Annotated in this window: 16 protein-coding genes; 3 read left to right on the forward strand and 13 right to left on the reverse strand. The window is 46.6% G+C overall.

Going from position 1 to position 22,338, the window contains the following annotated elements:
• Positions 1-30: 30 nt before the first annotated feature.
• The 5 genes from MKY01_RS31225 to MKY01_RS31245 all read right to left on the reverse strand — a co-directional run bounded on the left by MKY01_RS31225 (position 31) and on the right by MKY01_RS31245 (position 12,470).
• A complete protein-coding gene (locus tag MKY01_RS31225) occupies positions 31-7,086 on the reverse strand; it encodes an InlB B-repeat-containing protein (RefSeq protein ID WP_339284840.1) in 7,056 nt (2,351 codons plus the stop codon).
• Between the two features lie 457 nt (positions 7,087-7,543).
• Positions 7,544-8,353 carry a septum site-determining protein MinD gene (gene minD / locus MKY01_RS31230; RefSeq protein ID WP_339284842.1) on the reverse strand — a complete coding sequence of 270 codons (810 nt, stop codon included), beginning with the start codon at positions 8,351-8,353 and terminating at the stop codon, positions 7,544-7,546.
• A 409-nt stretch (positions 8,354-8,762) separates the two neighbouring features.
• Positions 8,763-9,461: a response regulator transcription factor gene (locus tag MKY01_RS31235; protein ID WP_036611725.1), complete on the reverse strand. Its 699-nt coding sequence runs from the start codon at positions 9,459-9,461 to the stop codon at positions 8,763-8,765.
• 4 nt (positions 9,462-9,465) lie between these two features.
• Positions 9,466-11,607, reverse strand: coding sequence for an ATP-binding protein (locus tag MKY01_RS31240; protein ID WP_339284844.1), 2,142 nt, complete (start codon positions 11,605-11,607; stop codon positions 9,466-9,468).
• Between the two features lie 269 nt (positions 11,608-11,876).
• Positions 11,877-12,470 carry a hypothetical protein gene (locus MKY01_RS31245; RefSeq protein WP_339284845.1) on the reverse strand — a complete coding sequence of 198 codons (594 nt, stop codon included), beginning with the start codon at positions 12,468-12,470 and terminating at the stop codon, positions 11,877-11,879.
• Positions 12,471-12,738: 268 nt separating this feature from the next.
• Here MKY01_RS31245 and MKY01_RS31250 point away from each other — a divergent pair, with 268 nt between their 5' ends.
• Complete coding sequence (locus MKY01_RS31250) at positions 12,739-13,599, forward strand: GNAT family N-acetyltransferase (protein WP_339284847.1); 861 nt, start codon at positions 12,739-12,741, stop codon at positions 13,597-13,599.
• Between the two features lie 49 nt (positions 13,600-13,648).
• On the opposite strand, the gene MKY01_RS31255 is transcribed toward MKY01_RS31250, so the two are convergent.
• The 4 genes from MKY01_RS31255 to MKY01_RS31270 all read right to left on the reverse strand — a co-directional run bounded on the left by MKY01_RS31255 (position 13,649) and on the right by MKY01_RS31270 (position 16,825).
• A complete protein-coding gene (locus tag MKY01_RS31255) occupies positions 13,649-14,203 on the reverse strand; it encodes a hypothetical protein (RefSeq protein WP_339284849.1) in 555 nt (184 codons plus the stop codon).
• Positions 14,204-14,388: 185 nt separating this feature from the next.
• On the reverse strand, positions 14,389-14,658 hold the full coding sequence (locus tag MKY01_RS31260; protein ID WP_076252047.1) for a CD3324 family protein: 270 nt from the start codon (positions 14,656-14,658) through the stop codon (positions 14,389-14,391).
• A 271-nt stretch (positions 14,659-14,929) separates the two neighbouring features.
• Positions 14,930-15,856, reverse strand: a complete 927-nt coding sequence (locus MKY01_RS31265; protein WP_339284851.1) for an oxidoreductase — start codon at positions 15,854-15,856, stop codon at positions 14,930-14,932.
• 60 nt (positions 15,857-15,916) lie between these two features.
• Positions 15,917-16,825, reverse strand: a complete 909-nt coding sequence (locus MKY01_RS31270; protein WP_036671788.1) for a YafY family protein — start codon at positions 16,823-16,825, stop codon at positions 15,917-15,919.
• A 69-nt stretch (positions 16,826-16,894) separates the two neighbouring features.
• Here MKY01_RS31270 and MKY01_RS31275 point away from each other — a divergent pair, with 69 nt between their 5' ends.
• On the forward strand, positions 16,895-17,461 hold the full coding sequence (locus MKY01_RS31275) for a dihydrofolate reductase family protein (protein WP_036671789.1): 567 nt from the start codon (positions 16,895-16,897) through the stop codon (positions 17,459-17,461).
• A 139-nt stretch (positions 17,462-17,600) separates the two neighbouring features.
• On the opposite strand, the gene MKY01_RS31280 is transcribed toward MKY01_RS31275, so the two are convergent.
• Positions 17,601-18,719 (reverse strand): SGNH/GDSL hydrolase family protein, encoded by a 1,119-nt coding sequence (locus MKY01_RS31280; protein WP_339284853.1) that lies wholly within the window; start codon positions 18,717-18,719, stop codon positions 17,601-17,603.
• Between the two features lie 64 nt (positions 18,720-18,783).
• The gene (locus MKY01_RS31285; RefSeq protein WP_339284855.1) at positions 18,784-19,152 is read right to left on the reverse strand and encodes a DUF4180 domain-containing protein; all 369 of its coding nucleotides are present in this window, start codon (positions 19,150-19,152) and stop codon (positions 18,784-18,786) included.
• 212 nt (positions 19,153-19,364) lie between these two features.
• On the opposite strand from MKY01_RS31285, the gene MKY01_RS31290 reads away from it, so the two are divergent.
• Positions 19,365-19,982, forward strand: a complete 618-nt coding sequence (locus MKY01_RS31290) for an NUDIX hydrolase (RefSeq protein WP_127550179.1) — start codon at positions 19,365-19,367, stop codon at positions 19,980-19,982.
• Positions 19,983-20,091: 109 nt separating this feature from the next.
• Here the strand turns inward: MKY01_RS31290 and MKY01_RS31295 are convergent, their stop codons facing one another.
• Together MKY01_RS31295 and MKY01_RS31300 are read right to left on the reverse strand one after the other, a co-directional pair.
• Positions 20,092-20,985 carry a response regulator gene (locus MKY01_RS31295; protein WP_339284856.1) on the reverse strand — a complete coding sequence of 298 codons (894 nt, stop codon included), beginning with the start codon at positions 20,983-20,985 and terminating at the stop codon, positions 20,092-20,094.
• Positions 20,957-22,276, reverse strand: a complete 1,320-nt coding sequence (locus MKY01_RS31300; protein WP_339284858.1) for an ATP-binding protein — start codon at positions 22,274-22,276, stop codon at positions 20,957-20,959. The genes MKY01_RS31295 and MKY01_RS31300 overlap by 29 nt, the downstream gene beginning before the upstream one ends.
• Positions 22,277-22,338: the final 62 nt, after the last annotated feature.

Below are 22,338 nucleotides of genomic sequence, written 5' to 3' on the forward strand. Positions count from 1 at the left end.
CAGTCTTATCTATTAAAGATATTAAGGTTATTACAAGTTCGGATCATACTTCATCAAATTCATTTTCCCTTGTTCCTTATAACTCACATAAACGTGGTCGGTGCTGTCTATGAAAATATCTAGCTCCAGAGCGTCATCATTGGAGAATCCGGCAGACCCTACCGGTCTCCAATCCATGTTCTCATATTTCAACACAGTCACCCTGTTGCCGTCTGCTGCATCTCGATAAGCAACGTAAGGCGTTCCTTCGCTGTCAAAGGCCATATCCATGCTTCCTTCTTGAGATGTACCGACCGAGAATCCGGAAGTATTCACCTTTTCCCATGTCGTATCTTCTGACGGAGTCGAGTGCGGATATTTCCACATTTCAACACCATTGGAGTTGCTAAGATAGATCATATAAGGTACGCCAGATGGATCAAGCGCAGATGCAGCATCCATATTCGGAGTTATTCGATATGAATATAATTTAGGATCTAATTGTTTCCATGATCCATCTGCCAAGCTATATCCTGTTGCCACAGGGATACTAGATGACCTGAATGGAGCAAATAAATACATGCCGTTGTTTGGTAATGGTGCGAGGAAGGCTCTTAGACCTGCGAATGCCTCTAGTCTCGCTTCTTGTTTCCATCCACTACCTTGATGATAACTCCATGACATAAGCATTGACGGTTCCCTAGCATTACCGTCCAAAATACCTCTAAACATCAGAAAAGGATTATCATCCTTATCAAAGGTAATGAAGAAGCTATCATTAACTTTATCCACTTTTCTGCTCGTCTTTCCATCATTCCAACTGAAATCAGAGATAGTAGATACTGGTCTCCACCACTTATGTTCATCATTATAATTCTTAAAGCTTACTTTACCTGAGCTATTCTTATAAGCAACATAAAGCTTGTCCTTACTGTCTATTCCGAGCGATATAGCTGAGCTCCCTAATCCTCCCGCTTTTTCAAGATCGCTTTGATTGCCAAAGGACTGCCACTTGCCTCCCTTAAATTGCATCACAAACACTTCGTAATTGTCCTTTATATAAGCCACGTAAGGAGTCCCTTGACTGTCGAAGATGACATTGGACTTACTATTCAAATCCAACAAGTCACCTACTTGCAGCCACGATGTCATCGTCCACTTCGCGTACAGGGTGATGTTTGACGTCACCGGCGTCATGAAGTCGTAGGCGATCTCCAGATCGCGATCGCTGTACCAACCTTCAAATCGATACCCTGCCCACTTCAGCGCAGCAGGTGCCACAGCTTTGTCGCCAGTAACCACCGTCTGACTACCTACTGCTGCCCCACCGTTACTGTCAAAGTCCACCGTGCGGCTGTTAAATGTCCACTTCGCGTACAGCGTGAGGTTACCCGTCACCGATGTCGTGAAGCTATAGGCTTCATTCAGTGCGGCGTCGCTGTACCAACCGTTAAATACGTAACCGTCCCTCGTCGGTACGGCAGGCTCCGTAGCATTGCCGCCGTTTTCCATACTCTGGTTATCCACCGAGGATCCGCCGTTACTGTTGAAGGTGACCGTGTAAATAGCCGTCCATTTCGCATACAATGTGAGGTTATTCATCACAGGTGTCGTGAAGCTGTAGGCTTCATTCAGACCTGCTTCACTATACCAACCTTCAAATACATGCCCTGCACGGGTCGGTGCGTCAGGAACTGTTGCCGTGTCACCTTCACTCACGGACTGACTGCTCACCGATGATCCGTTGTTACTGTTGAAGCTCACTGTGTAGCTGTTCTTCGTCCACTTCGCGTACAGCATCACATTCGCCATTACACCTTCCGTGAAACCATAAGGTATCATCAATTCGCTATCGCTATACCAGCCATCGAACGTATACCCTTCCAGCATCGGAGCGCCAGGAGCAGTAGCCACGGCACCTTCATTCACCGTCTGTTCTGTGACCAACGATCCGCCGTTACTCTCGAAAGTTACAGTGTAGGTATTCGGTACATATACCGTCCATTTCGCGTACAATGTCAGGTTTCCAGTTACCACCGTAGAAGTGAAATTGTACGCGTTAATTAATTCGCTGTCGCTGTACCAACCGCTAAACACATAGCCTTCCCGCTCTGGGGCAACAGGGACCATAGCCTTGGTTCCTTCATGCACTGTTTGGGCATCTACTACCGACCCTTCATTACTCTCGAAATTTATCGTGTAAGGGATCAGCCACTTCGCATACAGTGTGAGATCCGCCGTCACCGCCGCAGCGAAGTCGTAAGCATTCGTCAACGTGTTATCACTATACCAGCCGCCAAATACATAACCATCTCTCATAGGTTCATTTGGTGCAATGATCGTAGCTCCATACCCCACAGTCTGGGTCGTATTTTCAGACCCATCGTTGCTGTTGAAGCTTAGGGTAAAGTTGTTAATTGCCCACTGCGCGGTAAACTGGACATCTTTCGCAGGCATTGTCGGCGGCGGCGTTGGCGACCACTCCATAAAGCTATATCCCTGCCTTGTCGGAGTGCCCAGACGTAGTAGCGTCGTCGCTCCGAAAGGAACGTTATCCGTTTTATTTGCTGCTCCAGAACCGTTATAATCAACCGTCATTTGGTATACATCACGCTTATAATATACCTTCAGCGCCGTTTTTCCGTTGCTCGTGATTAGATCCGTCAGTACCGAAATGCTGTCGTCCCGCACGAAGCCATCATAGAATCTCGGCTTGACGTCCGTCAAATTCGCCTCGGTACCCGTAACTCCACGATACGATTCCGTATCTGCAACCGTATAGGTGTCACTTCCGATGTTTTGCAGCAAGTACACGACCTGATAAGGCGTACCCTCTCTTCCCGTCCACTTCGCTGTATACGTAGTATCCTCAATCGGCATCGCACTTGGAACTTCTGGCGACCAACCGGCAAACGTATATCCCTGCCTTGTCGGTACAGGTATACGAGTAGCGATGTTCTTACCAACGGCTTCTGTTACCGAGATTTGGGGCGCACCGGCATAACCCCCAGCGAAAGTCATCTTTCGATTCTCCGGATAGTAATTAACTCTTACGACTGTAGAGCCGTCGCCCTTGATTAATACGCCGCTCACCGTTCCAGTCGCATAGCCTTGCTCCTTAAACCTGTCGGAGCTGATTCGTATCTCCGTGTCCGTTGTTCCAGTCATATTTTCCGTATCCACAGGCGGAGCTTGTACCCTGCTGTTCGGGTCTAGCACATAATACTCAACGGTATACGGCGTATTCTTGTTCGCAATCCAGTGCGCGTACAGTTTCCGATCTTCCGCAGCCATTCGGCTCGGAATCGTGATCTTCGTGCCGCCGGAAGCGGCCGTATACCAGCCATCAAAGGTGTATCCTGGATATACCGGGGTGACCACGCTAATTGGCGCGTTATACGGAGCCGCCACAACCTGGGTCACTCCGCCGTTCTGCGGATCCAGCTGAAGGATGTAGTCACCCACTCTAGCAAGCCAGCTTAACTGAATCGTACGCTTGAGTGGATCGGACGTGAACGACCCCGGCGGCCCCTTCCAGGTGATAACCAGATTGCCATCACTCACCTGAATCTTCTTGTCCACCACTTCAATCGTCCCGTTTACTGCGTCATACTTGAAGTTCGGATTGTCCACCTGAATATCGAAATTCGAGCGATCATAAGCCCGTTTATCCGTAGCGCCTGTCTTCAAATCAAAGGTATTCATTGTGGCCCACAACTCCGGTACAGCGATGGATGACGCAGAACCCGCCATGTTAACTTTGAGCGACTTATCCTGTGGATAGGCGAAGTCGTAGACGTTCTGTTCTTCTCCAATCGTATACAGTGGCCACTCTTCATCGACCAGCTCTACGCCGCCGGAAAGCGCGCCATCTCCTAATTGAGCGCCGAGTTCGACCTCCAAATAGATGCCAATCTCAACGAACAGAGCGCCTAGAGACTTCGTACTCTCCACCCCGCTAATATTTTTCAATTGATAATAGAAGTAGCCCCACAGATTCACATACACACCGGGTTCTACAGCAAGCCCGATACTATTCAACTTGACGCTTCCAATCCCCGCTTTGACCTCCATATGAATACCAGCTCGTAAACCGATCGTCCCCATTACATAAAAGGTAAATTGGTAATCTCCGTCTCCAGGCAAGCTGACCGTATTGCTCGAACCACTAAAACTCAATACGCGCAAGCTAACCGAGTAGCGCTTGGCCATCTTATAGTAGAAATCTGCTCCCACCGTCAGGTTCACCTGGGCGCTGACCACAAACTCCGCTTCAAATTTGACTTCCACAATACCTAAAGCCACGCGTACGCTCTTTTCAAAGAGCTCTTTCTTGATTAACGGAACCCACTCCGTGTCTTGCTCCAACATCTCTTGATACTTTTCCTTCAACGATTCCGCATCTACGGCAGTATCTTGCACACCCGCCATTACCGCTTTAATCTGTGTCGCAATGTCCTGAACCTTGCCCAACCTGCCAGCGTTCTTCTCGCCCACCCAGTCATTCAGTGCATCATTTAACTTATCGTGTTCAACGAGAGCTATCTCTGCCGTGATGTTCATCCCGGTATAGCTATAAGCATCCAGATTCGCCGTAATTACATAATCATCAATGCTGTACCAGTAAGGAATCCCCCACTTTTTCAGCCAGTGCCCTTTCATATCCCCATTGATACCGAGGTCCAGACTCATCTCCTGAACGAATGTACCCGTCATATGGATGACAAGATCGCTGTCTTCATTGATATTAACAACAATATCAGCACCCACTTGTAATGTAGCGCTTACGCCTGAGGTTCGGCCGTCAATATTCTTCAGCCTCGTGCCGAGTGAAGCAACAACGGTCAGATTCTCCACACTTACCCGGCTCCCTTTACCGGACGCTAGGGAGGACTGAGCCTTGATCTCCTGAATTTCCTTTGTCTCCATGGCGATGTCAGACAGATAATCCGCGGCTTCATTGACGAATCCGCTGTCTCTCGCTTGCTGCTCAATTTGCTCTTCGAGCTGTGCAATCTGTTCTTCCGACAACAGATCGTCGCCGTCAATTGCTTGCTTCTGATAGATGTTGAAGACATTCTCAATATCTTCAATGGTGGCATCGGTATACGTAATGACGTCCATCTCCGCCTCAGGCGTAATCGACGTAATGCGTCCATAACCGGTTACCTTAGAACCTTCTTCGGCGAATTCACCTTCATAGAACCCGATAAAGTCTCCCACATCGACCGTGGTCAGTTGATCCAAACCAAAGGGCTCGTACAGGCCGTCGCTGTAGTTCATCGCGGTATGATCTACCGTGATGGAGTGGTTACTGGGATCTCCATCCGTATCTGCCTCTACGCTCACCGGTAGCACATCTGGCTTGAGCAACACTTGTTTGGCATCTGCGTGATCATAGGTATAGACACTTCCATCTACCGACGTGATCTGGACATAGGCCACATCACCATCGTCTTCACCAGTCGTTTCGACTGTGCGCAGTTTGGGACTAATTCCCTCATAGATGGCTACGGTATCACCAACTTGAATCACCGTGCCAGTGCTTCCGGTGTACTTGAACGTTCCACTACTCGCATTCACTTCGGCGAGTGCATTTTCGCCGCCTACCGTCGTAGTAACGACTGAAATCGCGGGCGAATCGACATCTGCTCCATTTATCACCATATCCGTGACATCCGTGAACGGAATGTAGATCATGTTCGGATTGAGCGGAACATTCATGACTTCTTGTTTAGCAACGCTAAATACATAAATACTTGTCGTCGCGTCTTGGCCTTGGAAGGACAAACTGTCATCCGTCAACGTAAGTTGATATGTGTTACCTTCAACGAACTTGCCATTTTCGGCTGCTGACGATACCGTGAAAACTCCGTTCCCGCCAGAGACGGTAACCCCTTCGAATTCGGGATTCGCCGTATCCACGAAGTTCATCCCCTCTTTGACCTGGGATTCCGTTAGACTGCCCGATGAATCCTGCACCTTAATGGTGAAGTTCGGCGCGACATCCAGTACCGAATAGCTTGGTACGCTCTGTACGGCACGATCTATGCTATCAGTATACTTCGCATACAACTTCGTATCCGCAGTCAAGGTAGTGCCACTTGCGAAGATGAGTGAAAGATCACTATCCACAAACCACCCTTGAAATATATATCCTTCTTTTGTTGGAGCAGGTAGATTATTTAGCACCTGGCCTTTTCGTACCGTCTGCGCAGCAACTGCCGTGCCTCCGTTGCTCTCAAACGTGAGCGTATACGCAGTGGAACCGGCGCCAGGGCTACTTTCGTTGTCTCCAGGCGTTCCGCCACCGCTGTTACTGCCGGGTGACGGTGTTGGCGTTGATGTCACCGGCGATGTCGGTGTCACCGGCTTTTGATTCTGATTTTTCCACGCCTCTACAACCGCGTTGTTGCGCATGAAGAGAACCGCTGCTTCCGCGCGAGTCGCTTGCGCACGCGGATTGAAGTTCCCCTTTTCGTCCCCGGTGAACACACCGGCTTGCCACAGCTTGATGACCGCGTCAGCCGCCCAAGGCGATACATCCGAGAGATCGCCCGGCTCTGTCGTGACCGGATTCTCGGTCTGATAAGGGATCTGTTCGCTTTCGAAATACCGCAACGTCATCGTCGCCATTTGCTCCCGAGATACGGTAGCATCCGGCGAATATTTCCGATCCCCCGTGCCATCGGTAATTCCCTTCTTAACCGCCCATTCGACATATGGCGCATACCAGCTGCCCGCCTGTACATCGGCAAAGCTCGAAGTGGAGTACGCCCCCACATCGACTCCGGCCATCCGTCCAAGTGCCGTTACATACATGGCACGTGTCATTGTCCCCTTAGGAGAGAAGCTACTCGCGTTCGTTCCGCTGAATATGCCCTTCTCCTGCACATGGACGACTGCATCATAGAACCAGTCGGTGTGACTCACATCCTGGAATCCAGTGGATGTGATTACTTTTGTCTTCTGCATCGGCAGTTCAGCCGCTACTGCCGATTGCGCTGGTAATAGGGGCACGGCAGAAACTATTAAGCTGATCACCAGCATCCACATTAGGATCTGCCGGCTCACCTTCCATCCCTGTCTTACTTTCTTCACTTTCATTCATCCCTTCTATGTATAGATCAAACTAAGACCATCCAAAATTGGTTTCTAATCAAGCTAATCAACAAAGCCAGACTAATAGCGGATACCACTGACCCAGATCGGGATCATTGGTCTCCTGCAAGTCAGTTCGCTCGACACGCGGAGATCAAGCGAAAAAAATTTACAGATTGAATTCGTTCACCGACCTTTCTGATCAGTTGCAGTCGAATTGTGACACCGACACAGCAAATTATGTCGTTTTTTCTTCCGTATTTTATCATGCGAGATAGGGGCGCTTGTGAATTATAAAGAAAACTTTAAGTAAGCAACCACTCGCAAGTGAGAACATCAATGACATCAAAAAATAGCGGCGTAGGGAAGGTAACTCCCACACCACTATTTTTCATGAATTCTTAAGCTAGTCTGCAATCCATTCCAGATGATTCTCTTCTCAACGATTCATCTACCAAAGCGACTATAACGAACTGTTCTTCCCCCAACGCAGTCTTGGAGGAAGTGAAAAAACACTAATATGCCTCTTGGGTTTCAATGAGATAAAAGGCTCCTGCTGATTCTTCGCCACATTGTGGGCGATATGCCTGAAGCGCAGCCCGCTTTCAAACTCGGGATTAAGCGCAATCGGAATGCCCTTATGTACGGAACGTATAATTTCTACATCGGCATGGATCACGCCAATCACACCGATATTGAGAATATCGATAATATCCTGCATCTTTACCGTTGCCGAACGGGCTTCCTGTCCGTCGGCCATATTAATGATGAGCTGTGGCGGAGCCGGAATCATATCTTCTAATAATCCGATTACGCGATCCGCGTCCTGAAGCGATGTACGATGAGGTGTAGTAACGACAATAGCCTCATCTGCTGCCAAAGCCGCATTCCAGAATCCATTTTCAATGCCTGCCGGCGAATCGATCAGCACATAATCATAGCCCTGGGCTATTTGCTGTACAACCTCGCCAAAAACTTGCGGATCATCGTGATGCACCGCGTCGTTACTACAGGAGATAAAGGACAAGGTACTGATTCGCTTATCTTTGACGATCACTTGATGTAAAGCACATTGACCCGTCAGAAAATCAGAAATATGATACCTTACCCTATTACTCAAACAAAGCGGAATATCCAGATTTCTCAATCCAAAATCAGCATCGATCAGGCAAACGCTGCTCCCCGATAAGGCAAGGGCAGTCCCGAGATTAGCCGTGACCGTTGTCTTGCCAACTCCACCTTTCCCTGATGTGATACATATAACTCGTGCCATCGGAGCCACTTCCTTCTCTTCAAGTACTAATGCGGGACAGCAAGACAACCATTTCTTCACGTATTATCGTTTGATCCGGCTTGAATGTAACGTCCTCGTAGCTAATAATCAGGTACAATTTGATGAAATATGTGGTTATATCGACCACAGTGATTTTATCATGATGGATTATCCTACTTGAGAAACCTAAAGAAAACTTTAAATCCGTGCGTATTGGATCGTTTAATTCTTCGGAGAGATGGCACATCATTTTGACGAGGATGGAAAAGCGCAGACTGGTGTTGAGGAATTCAATATCTTGAGTCGATTATGAAGCTAGTGGAAAAAACAAAAAATGGGCCAATAGCGTCAGGTACTGCTCCAACGCCATTTTCCCATTTATAATAGACTACCACCCTTACTGCTATATTCATGCTTGTGACGTACTGTTAGAAACCAGCATATATCCGCTCCCCCGAACCGTAATGATTCGCTCGGGGTCGGCAGGGTCAGACTCAATTTTTTTGCGTAAATTACTGATATGTACAGCAACCGTTCTTGTATCCTCCAGACTTTCCATTCCCCAGATGATTTGAAACAACGTATCAACACTGACGACACGATTTACGTTTTGTGCCATATAGGACAGCAGACTGAATTCTTTTTTCGATAAAGAGATAGGTATGCTCCCCATGTTGACGGACTGCGTGTAGAAATCCAGTGTCAAACCCGGTAACTCCAGCAGTTGTTCCCTTCTACCCGTCGACACTCTGCGAAGGTGAGCCTTGATCTTGGCCATGAGCACTCCCGGACTGAACGGTTTGGTCACATAATCGTCCCCGCCATAGGATAATGCGCTAATTTTTATTTCGTCTTCCTCTTGACTGCTCAGAAACACAATCGGCGCACTGGTGAGATTACGCGCATTCCTGCACCAGTCAATACCGTTTTCATTAGCCAGCAATATATCCAGTATAATTAAATCCGGCTCAAACGATGTAAGCAGCTCCATCGCTTCTGACCCGCTATGACTGCAGGTGGAGACAAATCCCTCCCTATCACAATACACCTGCACAATCTCGCATATATGAGGATCATCATCAACGATCATGATTTTGTGCGTGTCCATCTCATCACCCCTTTCCTTCAATCACCGTACAAGGAAACGTTACATAGAATGTCGCCCCCATCTTGCCGTCGCTCTCCGCTCGAACCATGCCTCCGTGCGCTTGTACGATTTCCCTGCAAATTGCAAGCCCCAGTCCACTGCCCTCTATGCCCATTCCCGGCCGATCATATCTGTAATTACGTTCGAAGATTTGCTCAAGCTGATCCGGAGGAATCCCCATGCCAGAATCCTGTATGCTAATGGTCGCATAGCGAGCATGATTCATCACTTCCACAACTAGTGCAATACGCACCAGCCCCCCGCTGGAGGTGAACTTCATGGCGTTGGATACTAGATTAAATAAGGCCTGTTCTATTCTTTTCGCATCCATCTCGACAACTGGCAAAATAGATCGTCTATCCTCGGTATCTCCGATATCCAGTATGAAGTCTAATCCTGCGTCTCGCACTACCAACTCATATTGTTCAAAAAAACCATGCAAGAAAGGAATCATCTGAATCGGCTCCATTCGGTACGAGACCTGTCCGGTCTCCAAATGCGACAAGAAGGATAACTCCTCGATCATACGGTTAATCCTTATCGTGTTCTCCCGGATGTACTTCAGATATTGCTCATTACGTTCCGGCTTGACCCTGTCCTGTATAGCTTCTACATATCCAAGCATGCTGGACAGCGGCATACGCAGATCATGCGTAATGTAGGCAAGAAGCTTCTTCCTCCCTTGCTCGGAGTGAAGCAACCGGTCATACGAAGTGCGGAGATCATCATGAGCTGTAGATAAGGCCTGAGTTCGCTCCTGCACGGTCCGTTCCAGATTCATATTCATTTCGATCAGCTTGTCGTTAACGTCCTGCAACTCACGTGATATTTTCTCCTCATTGGATGCTGTCCTCGTAAATCTCGAAGAAAGCAGAACCATCTGTGCCATCGTAAATATCAATAAGCCAAGCGGGGATGTATTTCCGATCAGCGACCAACCGTTGTAATATAAAAAATCGTTGACGACCGTGACCAAAGTAATCACCGACACCAGCAGGAAGATCAACGCTCCCTCCATACGTCGCACAGCCGCCTGAACCAGCCCGATCATCAGATAGACCATATGTAGAACAACCATAACACCGATCATCAACAGAAATTTCGTATATATAATTGCAGGGGTTACCACTACAAGGATACAGAATGCACCAGTTACGATCCGGGTGCCAAGACGAAACCATCGCGACACATAATTCGGAAAAATACAATCAAAATACATGGTGATGATATAACCGCTGAGGCAAAGAATCAGATATTCGATCTTGAACTGCAATTCCCAAGGAAAATGAGGCAACCATTGTGTAAAGATAAGCTCGCCGTTGAACAAGGATCGAATACCAAGCAGTACAGTAAACAGGCCAAAATATAACGGAGCTTTATCCTTACGTCGCAGCATGAACAACAGCAGATTATACAAACCGATCACTAGCAAACTTGCCGTGATGAACATATCCCTGGCAAGATTCAGATTGGTCTTGGTCGTTAGTACGTCACTGCCACCCAGCTCGATATTCTTGGTAATGCCGCCCCGATGATGTTGGAAGTTGGAGACTTGCATGACCAGCTCTAACGTGTCGCTTTCAGGCTGAAAATACACCAGCTTTGTTTCCAGTTGCGGGGTCATGCTGTGCTTGTCCTGACCAACCTCACCAACTTCTGCCAGCAGCTCGCCATTGACCCATAATTTGTACGCATTAAAAATGCTAGGCAGCCGCAGAGCAAGCATCTTATCTCGATCCTGTTCGCTTAGATGAACGACCAGTCCAAAGGTTGCATAGCCTGTACCGCTCAGCCGCTGACCTTCTAACGGGTAGCCCAGCCAGGAGCTTGGGATGTTAATCCAGTGGTCCTGATTTCCTTCCCTTGCCGAACGAACCCGCATATCCTCAGGCGACAGCAGTTCTTGCCAATAGAACGCCCACTTCCCTATTAATTTTTGCGGATTCGTACTAAGTTGAGCCTGCGTTAAATCCAGAATACCTTCTTCACTTTGGAGCCTAGGAGAGTCCGGCGAAGAGAGGACGACATAGCCTGTAACCAAACCAATAACAGCAGCAATGATATACAACCAAACCTTACGAGAACCGACTCGGAGAATCTCCCTCATGATGAACCCAACCCCATTCTACAAGAGCGCAATAAGTAAGTTGATCATCCAAATAATATCATCATTACAGGAGAATGTACCCTGCAAATTTCTAGCAGGTGTTGACAGCTAACATCGCGATGAGACCCTTTTGACGACACGCGCTTAGCTGGGTACGACGCCACAAAAAAAGTACGCACTTTGAAGTGCGTACTGATATGAAAGAGCTTATTCGTAATGGATAATTCGATCACAATCTGCATGTGCCAGATTCACAGATGACTCATGCATTATAGTGAATTATTAATGATGTCTGCGAATGCATCCCTGTTGTACGTATCATCCTGAATGCGCCATTCCCCCTGATCCTGCAAAAAGGTGATATCGCCCGATAGCGGAATGGACTTGAACTCCTTGCCATTCTCGTCTGTAAATTTCAGATCTAGCGTGTACTCCACCAGAATCCAGTCGCTCTTGTTATCTTTGATCTTGGTTTGTATATTTTCAGGATGCAGTTTCGCTTGTTCGATGTGTGCAACCTGAAGAGGCAATACAATATATCGATTAGCCATGTAAGCCTCATAATTCCTGGAGGTCAGGAATGGCTTCATCGTGTCTCCTTTGGCCAATAACCCTTCCATCTCTAACGTATCCTCATAGTCTTTGCCATCCACAGTGAGTTCTGTTGTCTTATACTCCAGCGACATTTCGAGCGCTTGTTGCTGCTCCTCCGCAGCCGCCTTCTGGTCCCCCGTATCACTTGGCTGCTCCGTTGCTGGTGGAGTGACGGGTTCAGTGCTTTCCGCTGGTTCAGATGGTGTACATCCCATTAACATGGCGGCGGAAAGAAATAATATACCAATCACATATGCCAACTTGCGCATGGTTAACCCCTCCCTTTCTCGTCAGTATTACTCTCAATTATCCCTTCAATAGGATATAATGTCCAGTTATTGGGCGTATCTGAACAGACACCCAGTGAATTACATCCATTGGGTGTCATCTTCATCATAGATTGTGTTATAGTCATCGGGAAGTGATTTGGAGGAGATAATGATGATGATCAAAATTACAACTGGACCAACTCTCGAAGGACAGCGCCTGCGGGTCCAATAACTGCGTGTTTCCTTCAACAATGAAGGTGTGAAAGCTATGTCAACTTATCAAGTCTTTCCTATGATCTATGATTCCAAGGAACAGATTGATGCTATTATTTTACTCGAACAACAATGTAAACAGCTTGATTCCATTCATCTGAAAGCAGACCTTGACCATATCAGTAAAAAAGACGGAGACCATGCACTCCTCTGTTATCGCCACGGTGATTTGGTAGGACTCCTCAGTTGGTATCCTTCCGACACCGTAACCGGGAATATTAATGCCATCGTACACCCGCAATTTCGCCGCAAAGGTGTGTTCAGCAACCTACTGAAAAGGGCCATCCTGGATATGAAACCACAGGGAATCAACCAACTCAGTTATCGCGTTCCTCAGGGCTTATCTCCGGGTGTTCATACTGCCCAATCCCTTGGAGCCATTTATGATCGTGCGGAGTACTCGATGCAACTTGTGAATGAAGTCCTTTCGGTTGTGGAGCCACCTGAACTAACGTTGTCCGTGGCAGAAACCGAGGATATGGAGTTTATGGTCACTTGCTCCTCCCAAGCCTTTGGAGATTCGGAGGACTGGACACGCGAGTACTTTATGCAAACGAATGAACCCAGCCGAGTCACCTATATTGCATGGCAGAATCAACTGCCTGTTGGGCTGGTACGGGTCAACTCCATTAATGCAACAACCGCATTTATTCATAACTTCTGTATCTTGCCTGCTTATCAGGGAAAGAAACTGGGGCGCACTGCGCTTAGCATCCTGGTTGATCTCCTAAGGAAACAAAGTTACACAGATATCCGCTTATCCGTTGTTACCGAGAACAAACGTGCTTTGAATCTGTACCGCAGTGTTGGTTTTGAAGTAAATTCTGAGTATCACTATTTCAACGGTAGTTTATAAAAGGCAGTAGAGAGAGATCGTTTTCCGCAAAGGGAGACGGTCTCTCTTTTTATATATTGGAGAATTGAAAAATCAATTTATAACCATCGAACGTTTGCCCGTACATCTCCCGATAGTTACCTTTGGTATAATTATTCACTGTTTTCCGCCAGAAAGATTGGCCAATCTTATTGTTCTCCGATGGATTGGTGAACAACTCCCAGTTTCCTCTAAACATGCCGAAGATCGTCGATGCCGCGTGTTCAGCAACGCCTACACCTCGAAATGGCTGCATCAGAAAGAAGTCATGTACAAAGAAATTCGTGCCTTGTGAACAATATGGCGGAGTAGCTATGAACGCAAAACCTGCCGGTATGCCATCCACAATCATAAGGAACGGATAAAGACACTCCGGTTTTTCCCACCAAATATTCTGTACATCATACTGATCCTGTAACGTTTTGTAATCAGGACTTGGCTCAAAAATGCCATGTTCGTTCGGGGTATGCTCTCCACCCAGACCATAATGTCCGGATAGATCATGAAGGTATAGCGGGTACATATTTTTAATCACATACGCCTCGTCTTTATTCGTTAATTTCACTTCTATATTCATATTATTCATATTCACCAACCTTACCAGATGATTTAAGGAGTTATTTTCAAGAACTCTCAACGCATATCCTTGTACCGTCAAATGAATTGTACGCGTAATTAACAACCTCGAATATGTAAAAAAGCTTTAATAACTATTCTTTATTCTTACAGGAAAAAGCCACATTCGATTGCTCGAACATGGCTTTTATAGTTTCATCCCTTTTTGCAATACACAATTTTCTTGATGCTATCGATGGATAAACAGTATTGGTCCGCAAGCTGATCGATGGTTGTTCCGGCAGCAAAAAGCTGGCGGATCTCGTCGTTCCGCTCCTGGACAACCCTTCTGCCACCCGAATTCTCGCCCCACTTCTTATGAGCATCCTTGGGCCTTGGAATATAGATCAGGCCTCCGGAGATATGACGCTGTATTTCTTTGAGTAATTCTTCCGGGAAGATTGTATCCGCATTAATATATTTCACGTTGCTCCACTCCTTAAAAGTTAAAATCTTTAAGGCAGCAGAGTCGTACGATGAACGCATTGGATATGCACTATAATGATATGGCGGAAGTGGATTTCAGGCTCTATGCAAACAACCGCCGTTGTTCATCACATGGACTCTGCATAGAGCGGGTCGTGAAACCTTTTATGAATCGAATCATGGTAGCCCCCCATTCAGTTAATCTTATTCGTGCTGAAGAACTTTTAACTGTCTATACCATAATAAGGTTTACTTTCCTTAATAGCAAAATCTACACGTTGAATCTGTAATATACCCCTGTTAATTCTTCTGATACGCTCCATAGCTTGTTTGAAATGTTAGCGTCATATAATTTTTCGATGATCTTAGCGCTCTTGGGATAGCCCTTGGTGCCGCCCATACCACTGGGAGCAATATACTCCCCTCCCGTGATCGTCGGATCTGCTGCAGCATATAAGGTAGGTAATGCCCCCATATGTGCCGGTTGACTAATGATTTTCAAAAGACTGCGCATGAATATATTGGTCTGTTTCCCCGAACCGAAGGAAAATAGATTGGTATGCGAAATTCCTGGATGAGCGGCGATACTCATGGAATCAATATGGGCGGAATTAAATTTATTCTGCAGCTCTCTCGCAAACATCAGATTGGCTAGCTTGCTTTGACTGTAGGACTTCATGGGATTATATCCTTTGGAGCCATCTAAATTATTAAAATCAATCGCACCATTATGAGCTGCCATACTACTTACAGTGACAACTCTCGATTTCGGAGTAGAGATCAATCGAGGCAATAGTAGACCCGTAAGCGCAAAATGGCCTAGATGATTACTACCAAACTGCAATTCAAAGCCATCTTTCGTCAACTGGAATGGAGGGTTCATAATTCCTGCATTATTAACGAGAATGGACAACGAATCGTATTGCTCAAGAAAAGCGGCTGCGAACTTACGGATACTAGCTAAATCGCTAAGGTCAAGCTGCATAACGATTACCTCTCCAGCTACATGCACAGACGACTTTATTTTATTAGCTGCCTTTTCACCTTTTTCCATATTACGAACTGCAATGATAACCTTTGCGCCTTTTTCAGCTAACGCTAATGCCGTTTCATACCCTAACCCGCCGTTCGAACCTGTCACAATCACTACTTTATCGGATACAGTCGGGATGATGTCTTTAGTCCAAACTTCGCTCATTTGTCTACACACCTTTCTTATCTCTTCCTTGATACCCTAATATCCAGCGTTTGAAAGCTCTTATCCCCCACCATACTGGCTTAAACTCCGTTCCAGCATCCCTCTAACCTGCTGCTGCAGTTCGAGCGGAGACACCACCTTCACTTCCGGCCCATAGGAGAGTAACTTTCGTGCTGTAAAAGAAAACTCTTCAGGCGGAATCAGTCCGCGCCACTCATGGCCTTCAACTGACTTGAACAACACATCTGACGCAGCAATCCTTGCTCCAAATTCCGTGAATTGCAGCACCACTTCTACGCTTGCTCTATCTTCTTTGGCAGCTAGCCATGCCTTTAGACTTGGAACAGATTTATCCACTGATTCCATAACAACCAACTGCTGCATGCGATCCACCCGATACAACAATACACGATCCTTATTCCGGGCTGGCATGTACCAATGTCCCTGCTCATAGTAGATGCCATAGGGAAAGACCTGTACTTTTTTAGGGCCACTGCGGGCATGATACATAAATTCGATTTCTCTCTTTTCTACCGCTGCACCCAATATTACTGTTGTTAAAGGCTCGGAATGCCCACCGGGGTGCTGGACAAAGGTGATATGCTCTCTCATTCGCATAATGAGATCCTGTACATCTTCGGGTAAAGTAGAGAAGTATTGCTCAGCCAGATGCTCACGCATTGATCCATATGGAAAATCCGGTACTTGCTGTAGATATTCCAGCATCATAAACAGCCCTAATGCCTCCTGCTGTGTCAGTTGAAGGGGTGGCAAAATCCGATTGGGCAACACCCGGTATCCTCCGTTCACGCCAACTTCTGTGTACAAAGGGAAACCCAGCGCCTGCAATGCATCCAGATCTCGCTGGATCGTACGAATCGATACGTCGAACCGTTCTGCCAATTCCCGGGCAGTGAACTTTTGTCTGGAATCCATCAGGCGCATGATCGCCAATTTCCGATGATTCATTTATTCAACATCCTAACTACGTCAACTTTTGTCATAGTTAAAGTGTATCATACATTTTAGAAGGGAGCGATGAACATGTCTGATAACAAAACAATTTTGTACATTGCTATGAGTTTGGATGGATATATCGCAAGACTGGACGGTTCGGTCGATTGGTTATTTGATGTGGAGGGTGATGGTGGAGACAACGGGTATGCTGCATTTTATAAAACAATCGGTAGCGTTGTTATGGGACGTTATACGTATGAAGAGGTGCTCACACTTTCCGAAGAATTTCCCTATGCGGATCGCCCAACGTATGTGCTTTCCCGCTCGGAACAGCCGCCCGCTCCGCATGTACAGTTTACAACCGAGGAGGTAGATACGCTCATTCCCCGGTTAAAACAAACTTCTGATGGAGATGTGTGGATTGTGGGTGGCGGCATATTGGTTCAAGCTGTGTTAGCAAAAAAATTACTGGACGAGATTGAAGTCGCCATCATTCCCAAGATTCTTGGCGAAGGCATCCCCTTATTCCCGACAGGCACTGTGCCAAGTCAATTCAAAATGGTCCGAACCCAGACACTTGGACAGATCATTTCGATTCGTTATGAGGTACAGAACAGCGGCACAGCGGATACAGCTTCGAATGTCTAGATAAGTAGAAAGGGAAAAGACCATTCTTATGATGAAGGGACCTCATCAAGTTAGACACCATCTAACCATTGGGGTACCCGTTCATGAAAGAGTGGTCTTTCCATTACCATGTATCAAGTATCAAGTATCAAGTATCAAGTTATCCTATCATTCCTCGTACATATTCCGCTAACACCTCTGCCGTCCTACGGTGAGATAACTCGCCTGGATGGGTGCGCGCACCTACCGTCTCTTCGGTTGTATCAGGAAGCTGGATGATTGAGACCTTGCGGTCTCCTGTCCCCTTTGTATACGCATCAACTGCGCGGTAGATGGCAGGCATCATGGGAAAACCAAGCATGCCATAAGCCCATACGAGTTGTGCATCTGGATTGTTTTTCCGAAGTTTGAACAGGAACCGTTCCACCGCTTTCTCAAAAGCAACCAGATCTTCTTCATGATACGTACCATCTTCGTTCAAACGCTGCTTGTACACCTTGCCCGTGTCGGGGTCTTTCCACTCCGGTGACTGAAATGCACCCCCATCATTGCTGCCCAGGTTCACGACTACCACATCCGGCTGCCAGGAACTAAAATCATGCTGATCTCCTAGCGCATCGTTACGTTCACCAGTAAGCAAGCCACAGACCTTTTCGTAATACTCGGGGATGTTCCCTTTTGGATTGTTATCCCAACTTGTCAGCACACCCCAGCCACTTTGCGAGATGACCCGATATTCTGCATTCAATGCCTCTGCTGTCATAAACGTATAATTATGTATGGCGCTGAACCACATCGGAATCCAATCTTCCTCCGCTTTCGCTCCAATCGCACCTTCTCCAGATGTAATACTGTCACCAATGAACTCTATCTTGTACGGTTTTTCCTGCACAGGCAGGAACGCTCCATCGGATTTCAACGCATGAATCTGCAAGGCACAACCCGGGTCACCACTCATCGCTTGAACATCTTTGACGATCCGTACATTCTTCACAACATCTGCGTTCATACCTCGGAATACACAGACCCAGTACCTTCCCGCCGTTAACATCTGTCTGCTCACCGGAACACCATTGATCAGAATGCTGATCCATGACTCATACATGTCATACTGCGACTCTACTTCAACCCATAGTTCGGAGCCCTGTACATTGAGTTCAACTGCACTCCCCGTCCAAAATAACGTCAACGGCGATCGCTCTCCAGTTGTTCTGCCATGCACTTTAAGATTTCCGATCTCAGGCAGAGCATATACCTTTAAATTCTCATTAGATATCACGGTGCAAACCTCCTACGTTTGGTTCAGATTATAAGCAGGCTCTCTACATGCCTCGGATGTACGCTTAACTGATATTATGCAACTTTTGAAGCGCTTCATCTTTGTTTTTCAAAAAGAAAACATGCTTGCCATTGTTACACTCATAGATGAAATCTCTCAGGCTCTTGCTGTTATGTCCTTCGAAATCTCCCACAATAGCAAGCTTAACATGATAGTTCACGTACTTCTGCAAAATCTCACCTGCAAGCTTGGTTTTCAGTTCGAAGAACTCTTCCGTGATGTTCGATTTGTCGATAATGAGTTTATCAGCATCATCGCTATACCTTACCGAAGCCATCAAATCCAGTGCATCTTGAGCATTGTTGATGACGATGCCATTACTTTCAATTATGGCGACCTTGGAATTACCTTGTTGAACAATAGTTATGTTCAATTCACTTTCTCCTCCTCTGGACATCGTTTCTTTATAATATCTCGCAGTTTTATAATAAAAAGCAATAATCGTAAAGTGCGTTCAATCATTAGCGTGATTCCCTAACCTCGAGTTGTCCTTTCTTAGTAGTTATAGACTGTAATTCATATGATATAATGGGGTTATTTCCTAACTAAACAAAATCTCGTGACTTGCGAAGAAAAGAGGTGTCCATGGACACAAAGTGGCTAGAATGGGCAAAACAGATTCAAGCTATCTCACAAACAGGTTTAACCTATGCCACGGATGTTTATGATATCGAGCGATATGAGGAATTGAGGCGCATTAGTATTGATATCTTAAGTAACTATACTTCTGTTAACAAAGAGAAAATATCACTTACATTTGCAAGTGATTCAGGTTACGCAACGCCTAAAGTCGATATTCGCGGTGTTGTTTTCAGGGAAAACAAAGTGCTTTTGGTTCGAGAGAAATTAGATGGGGCATGGGCATTACCAGGGGGATGGAGTGACATCGGCTTATCACCATCAGAAGTAGCTGTGAAAGAAATTAAAGAAGAATCCGGTTTTGATGTTGTACCGATGCGGTTGTTAGCAGTATTGGACAAAAAATTCCATGGACACCCACCTGAGCCTTATCACGTATATAAGATGTTTATCCGCTGTGACATTGTGGGAGGGCATGCGGAAACAGGTGTAGAAACCAGCGCAGTTGATTTTTTTGCTATCGACGCTTTACCTGAATTATCATTGGAAAGAAATACGCTGGAACAAATTAAAATCATGTTCGAATTTCTTGAACAACCAGATAAAGAAGTAATTCTGGATTAAAATAATACCCCCTTCAGCTTGCCCGTCTTTGGTGAAGGTGACCTCGACACCGCCGATGGTCACCTTCCCGGGTTTTCATATCCTCCAACAGACAGAGGCATATGATGCCTCAATTATTCATCTTTTCAAGCGTCTCCATATAGAACACATGCAGGAACTTTTTGATATTAACCTTGCCTTTGTCACCTGTCTGATCTTCTTCCATGGCTCTCATCTTCATTCGAATATCCTGGAAGTCAAAGTAGAGTGGCGCATAATGCTCAAACTTGTGGTTGCTATAATCGGTGAGTCCAATCGAGGCCATGTTCGTTAACGCGGCAATTACCGTTCTGCGAATGCGCTGTTCCATCGCCTTGCTCTCTTTCTCCACATCCTTGGGCGTTGACTTGTACGTCTGGGCCACCGCTTCATAGGACTCCTTCAGTGGCGGCCACTCCGCGACCTGCTTCTGATCAATCGCATACTCCATGAGAGCCACAATATCCTTGCTACCACTTTCTCCGATAATCCCCAGATCCATTAGAATGCTTCGTGCCGCATCTCGCACCGTACGACCTTGGGCAGGGGCCGGCGCTTCCACCAGATTCAATCGAGCCATCGACTGCTTGATCTCCAGCACGTAACGCTCATACTTCCACTGGTCATTCACTTTGCTGAGCACATGCTCCACTTCCACCCGATTAATCGGTTTATGAATGAAGAATTCAATGCCGTTCTGGTAGGCCTCCCCTACCATCTCCTTGTTCTCCACCTGAGAGATCATGATGAATTTACCGGTATAACCGCATTGCTTCAGCTTCGCTACCGTCTCAATTCCGTCCTGATCCGGCATCAGCAGATCAATCAACACCACATCAGGACGCAGATCCATGATCATCCGTGCGCCTTCTATGCCACCCTCAGCCATGCCCGCAAGCTCGCCGATACCACAGGATTCAATGATATCATGCAGCATGCTCCGACTTACCACATCATCATCCACGATCATGATAGAAAGTGTCATCGACATCGGCCCCCTTGATCAGATTTATTTTGGGAATAGCTATAGCAAATGTAGTCCCTCTCGCTCCCGGAGGCGCCGACTCTACCTTAATTTGTCCCGCCAACAACTGAACGATATCACGTACATGGGACAGACCAATGCCCGTCGCGGCAATGCCAACTTCATTGAACTTTGTTGTATAGCCCGGTTCAAAAATAACATCCCGTTTGGCTTCAGGTACGCCTTTTCCAGTGTCCATCACGACGAAATGCACGTTTTCTTCCTGCTCATATATACGAATTCGAATCGTCCCATCATGCTCAATCGCCTCTACCGCATTGGCAATCAGGTTATTCATTACCGTGAGAAGAGGAATGTAATACGGAGACTCACAATCAAACTGTTGTTCGATGTCGATCTCCACCTGCTTATGCAACATCTCGCTATATTTTCGGTTTGCTTTGCTGGCAAAGTTCAGTACTTCAGATAGGCTCATGTTAACCGCTTTTTCGTTATCATACAGCTTCAGCAGACCCGCTAGAATACGTTGTGAATCCTTCTTTACTTCATGAATCTGCTGAGCGATGCCCAGCGTGCGCTGACTATATTGGTTCAAGTCCTGCTCCCGGAGATCGCGATATAGATCATAGCTGTCTGCTGTAATGCCTTCGATCGTATTCATCGCTTTCTTCAGGTAAAAGACCTCGCCATACAGACCCGAGTTCACACTCAGCATCTGCACCATCCGCTTCTCCTGCTCTGCATGTAAGAACCTCATCTGCCTCACCGCAATGCTGTTATATAGCCCAATCACAAAGTAACTTCGCAGACCACCTACCACAAGCAGATACAACCATTCCTTCATATAAAAGATATTGGTCCCGCTTAACATTCCGCGAAAAAGCAGCTCAACAAGATTAGAGGAGAAATCGATACATGTGATTAACCCGCCGAGCAGAAGAGGCTGCATCTCATGGAATCGATGCTTGAACTTGCTAAGCCCATAGGCAAAGACCACATAATACACACCTGCCCCCAGATTGTCCCGCATGCTTTCCAGTATAGACACCGTCTGTACATGATTGATGAGATCTGCTGACTGAAACAGCAAATTCGCGATGCCTGTCAGGATTCCTGTCTTCACATAAGACAAGTGTGGCATGATCATCAGCAGAAATAAAAGGATGCTAACCCCCAGCCCGATTCGGAAGTAATCTTCCCGGAACGGATTTATCTTGAATTGCGCCCCTACCGCAGTGGTAAAGGCAATGGCCGTCATCTGCACATTCTCATTTTTGACCCAATTGCGCATCGATCTTTTCACCCACTATAACAACGTTTAGCGCCCAATGCCGGAACCCGCGCTTCTAATGT

Origin of the sequence: Paenibacillus sp. FSL R5-0486, assembly GCF_037975155.1 — a bacterium.
In the GTDB taxonomy this organism is placed as follows: Bacteria; Bacillota; Bacilli; order Paenibacillales; family Paenibacillaceae; genus Paenibacillus; species Paenibacillus amylolyticus.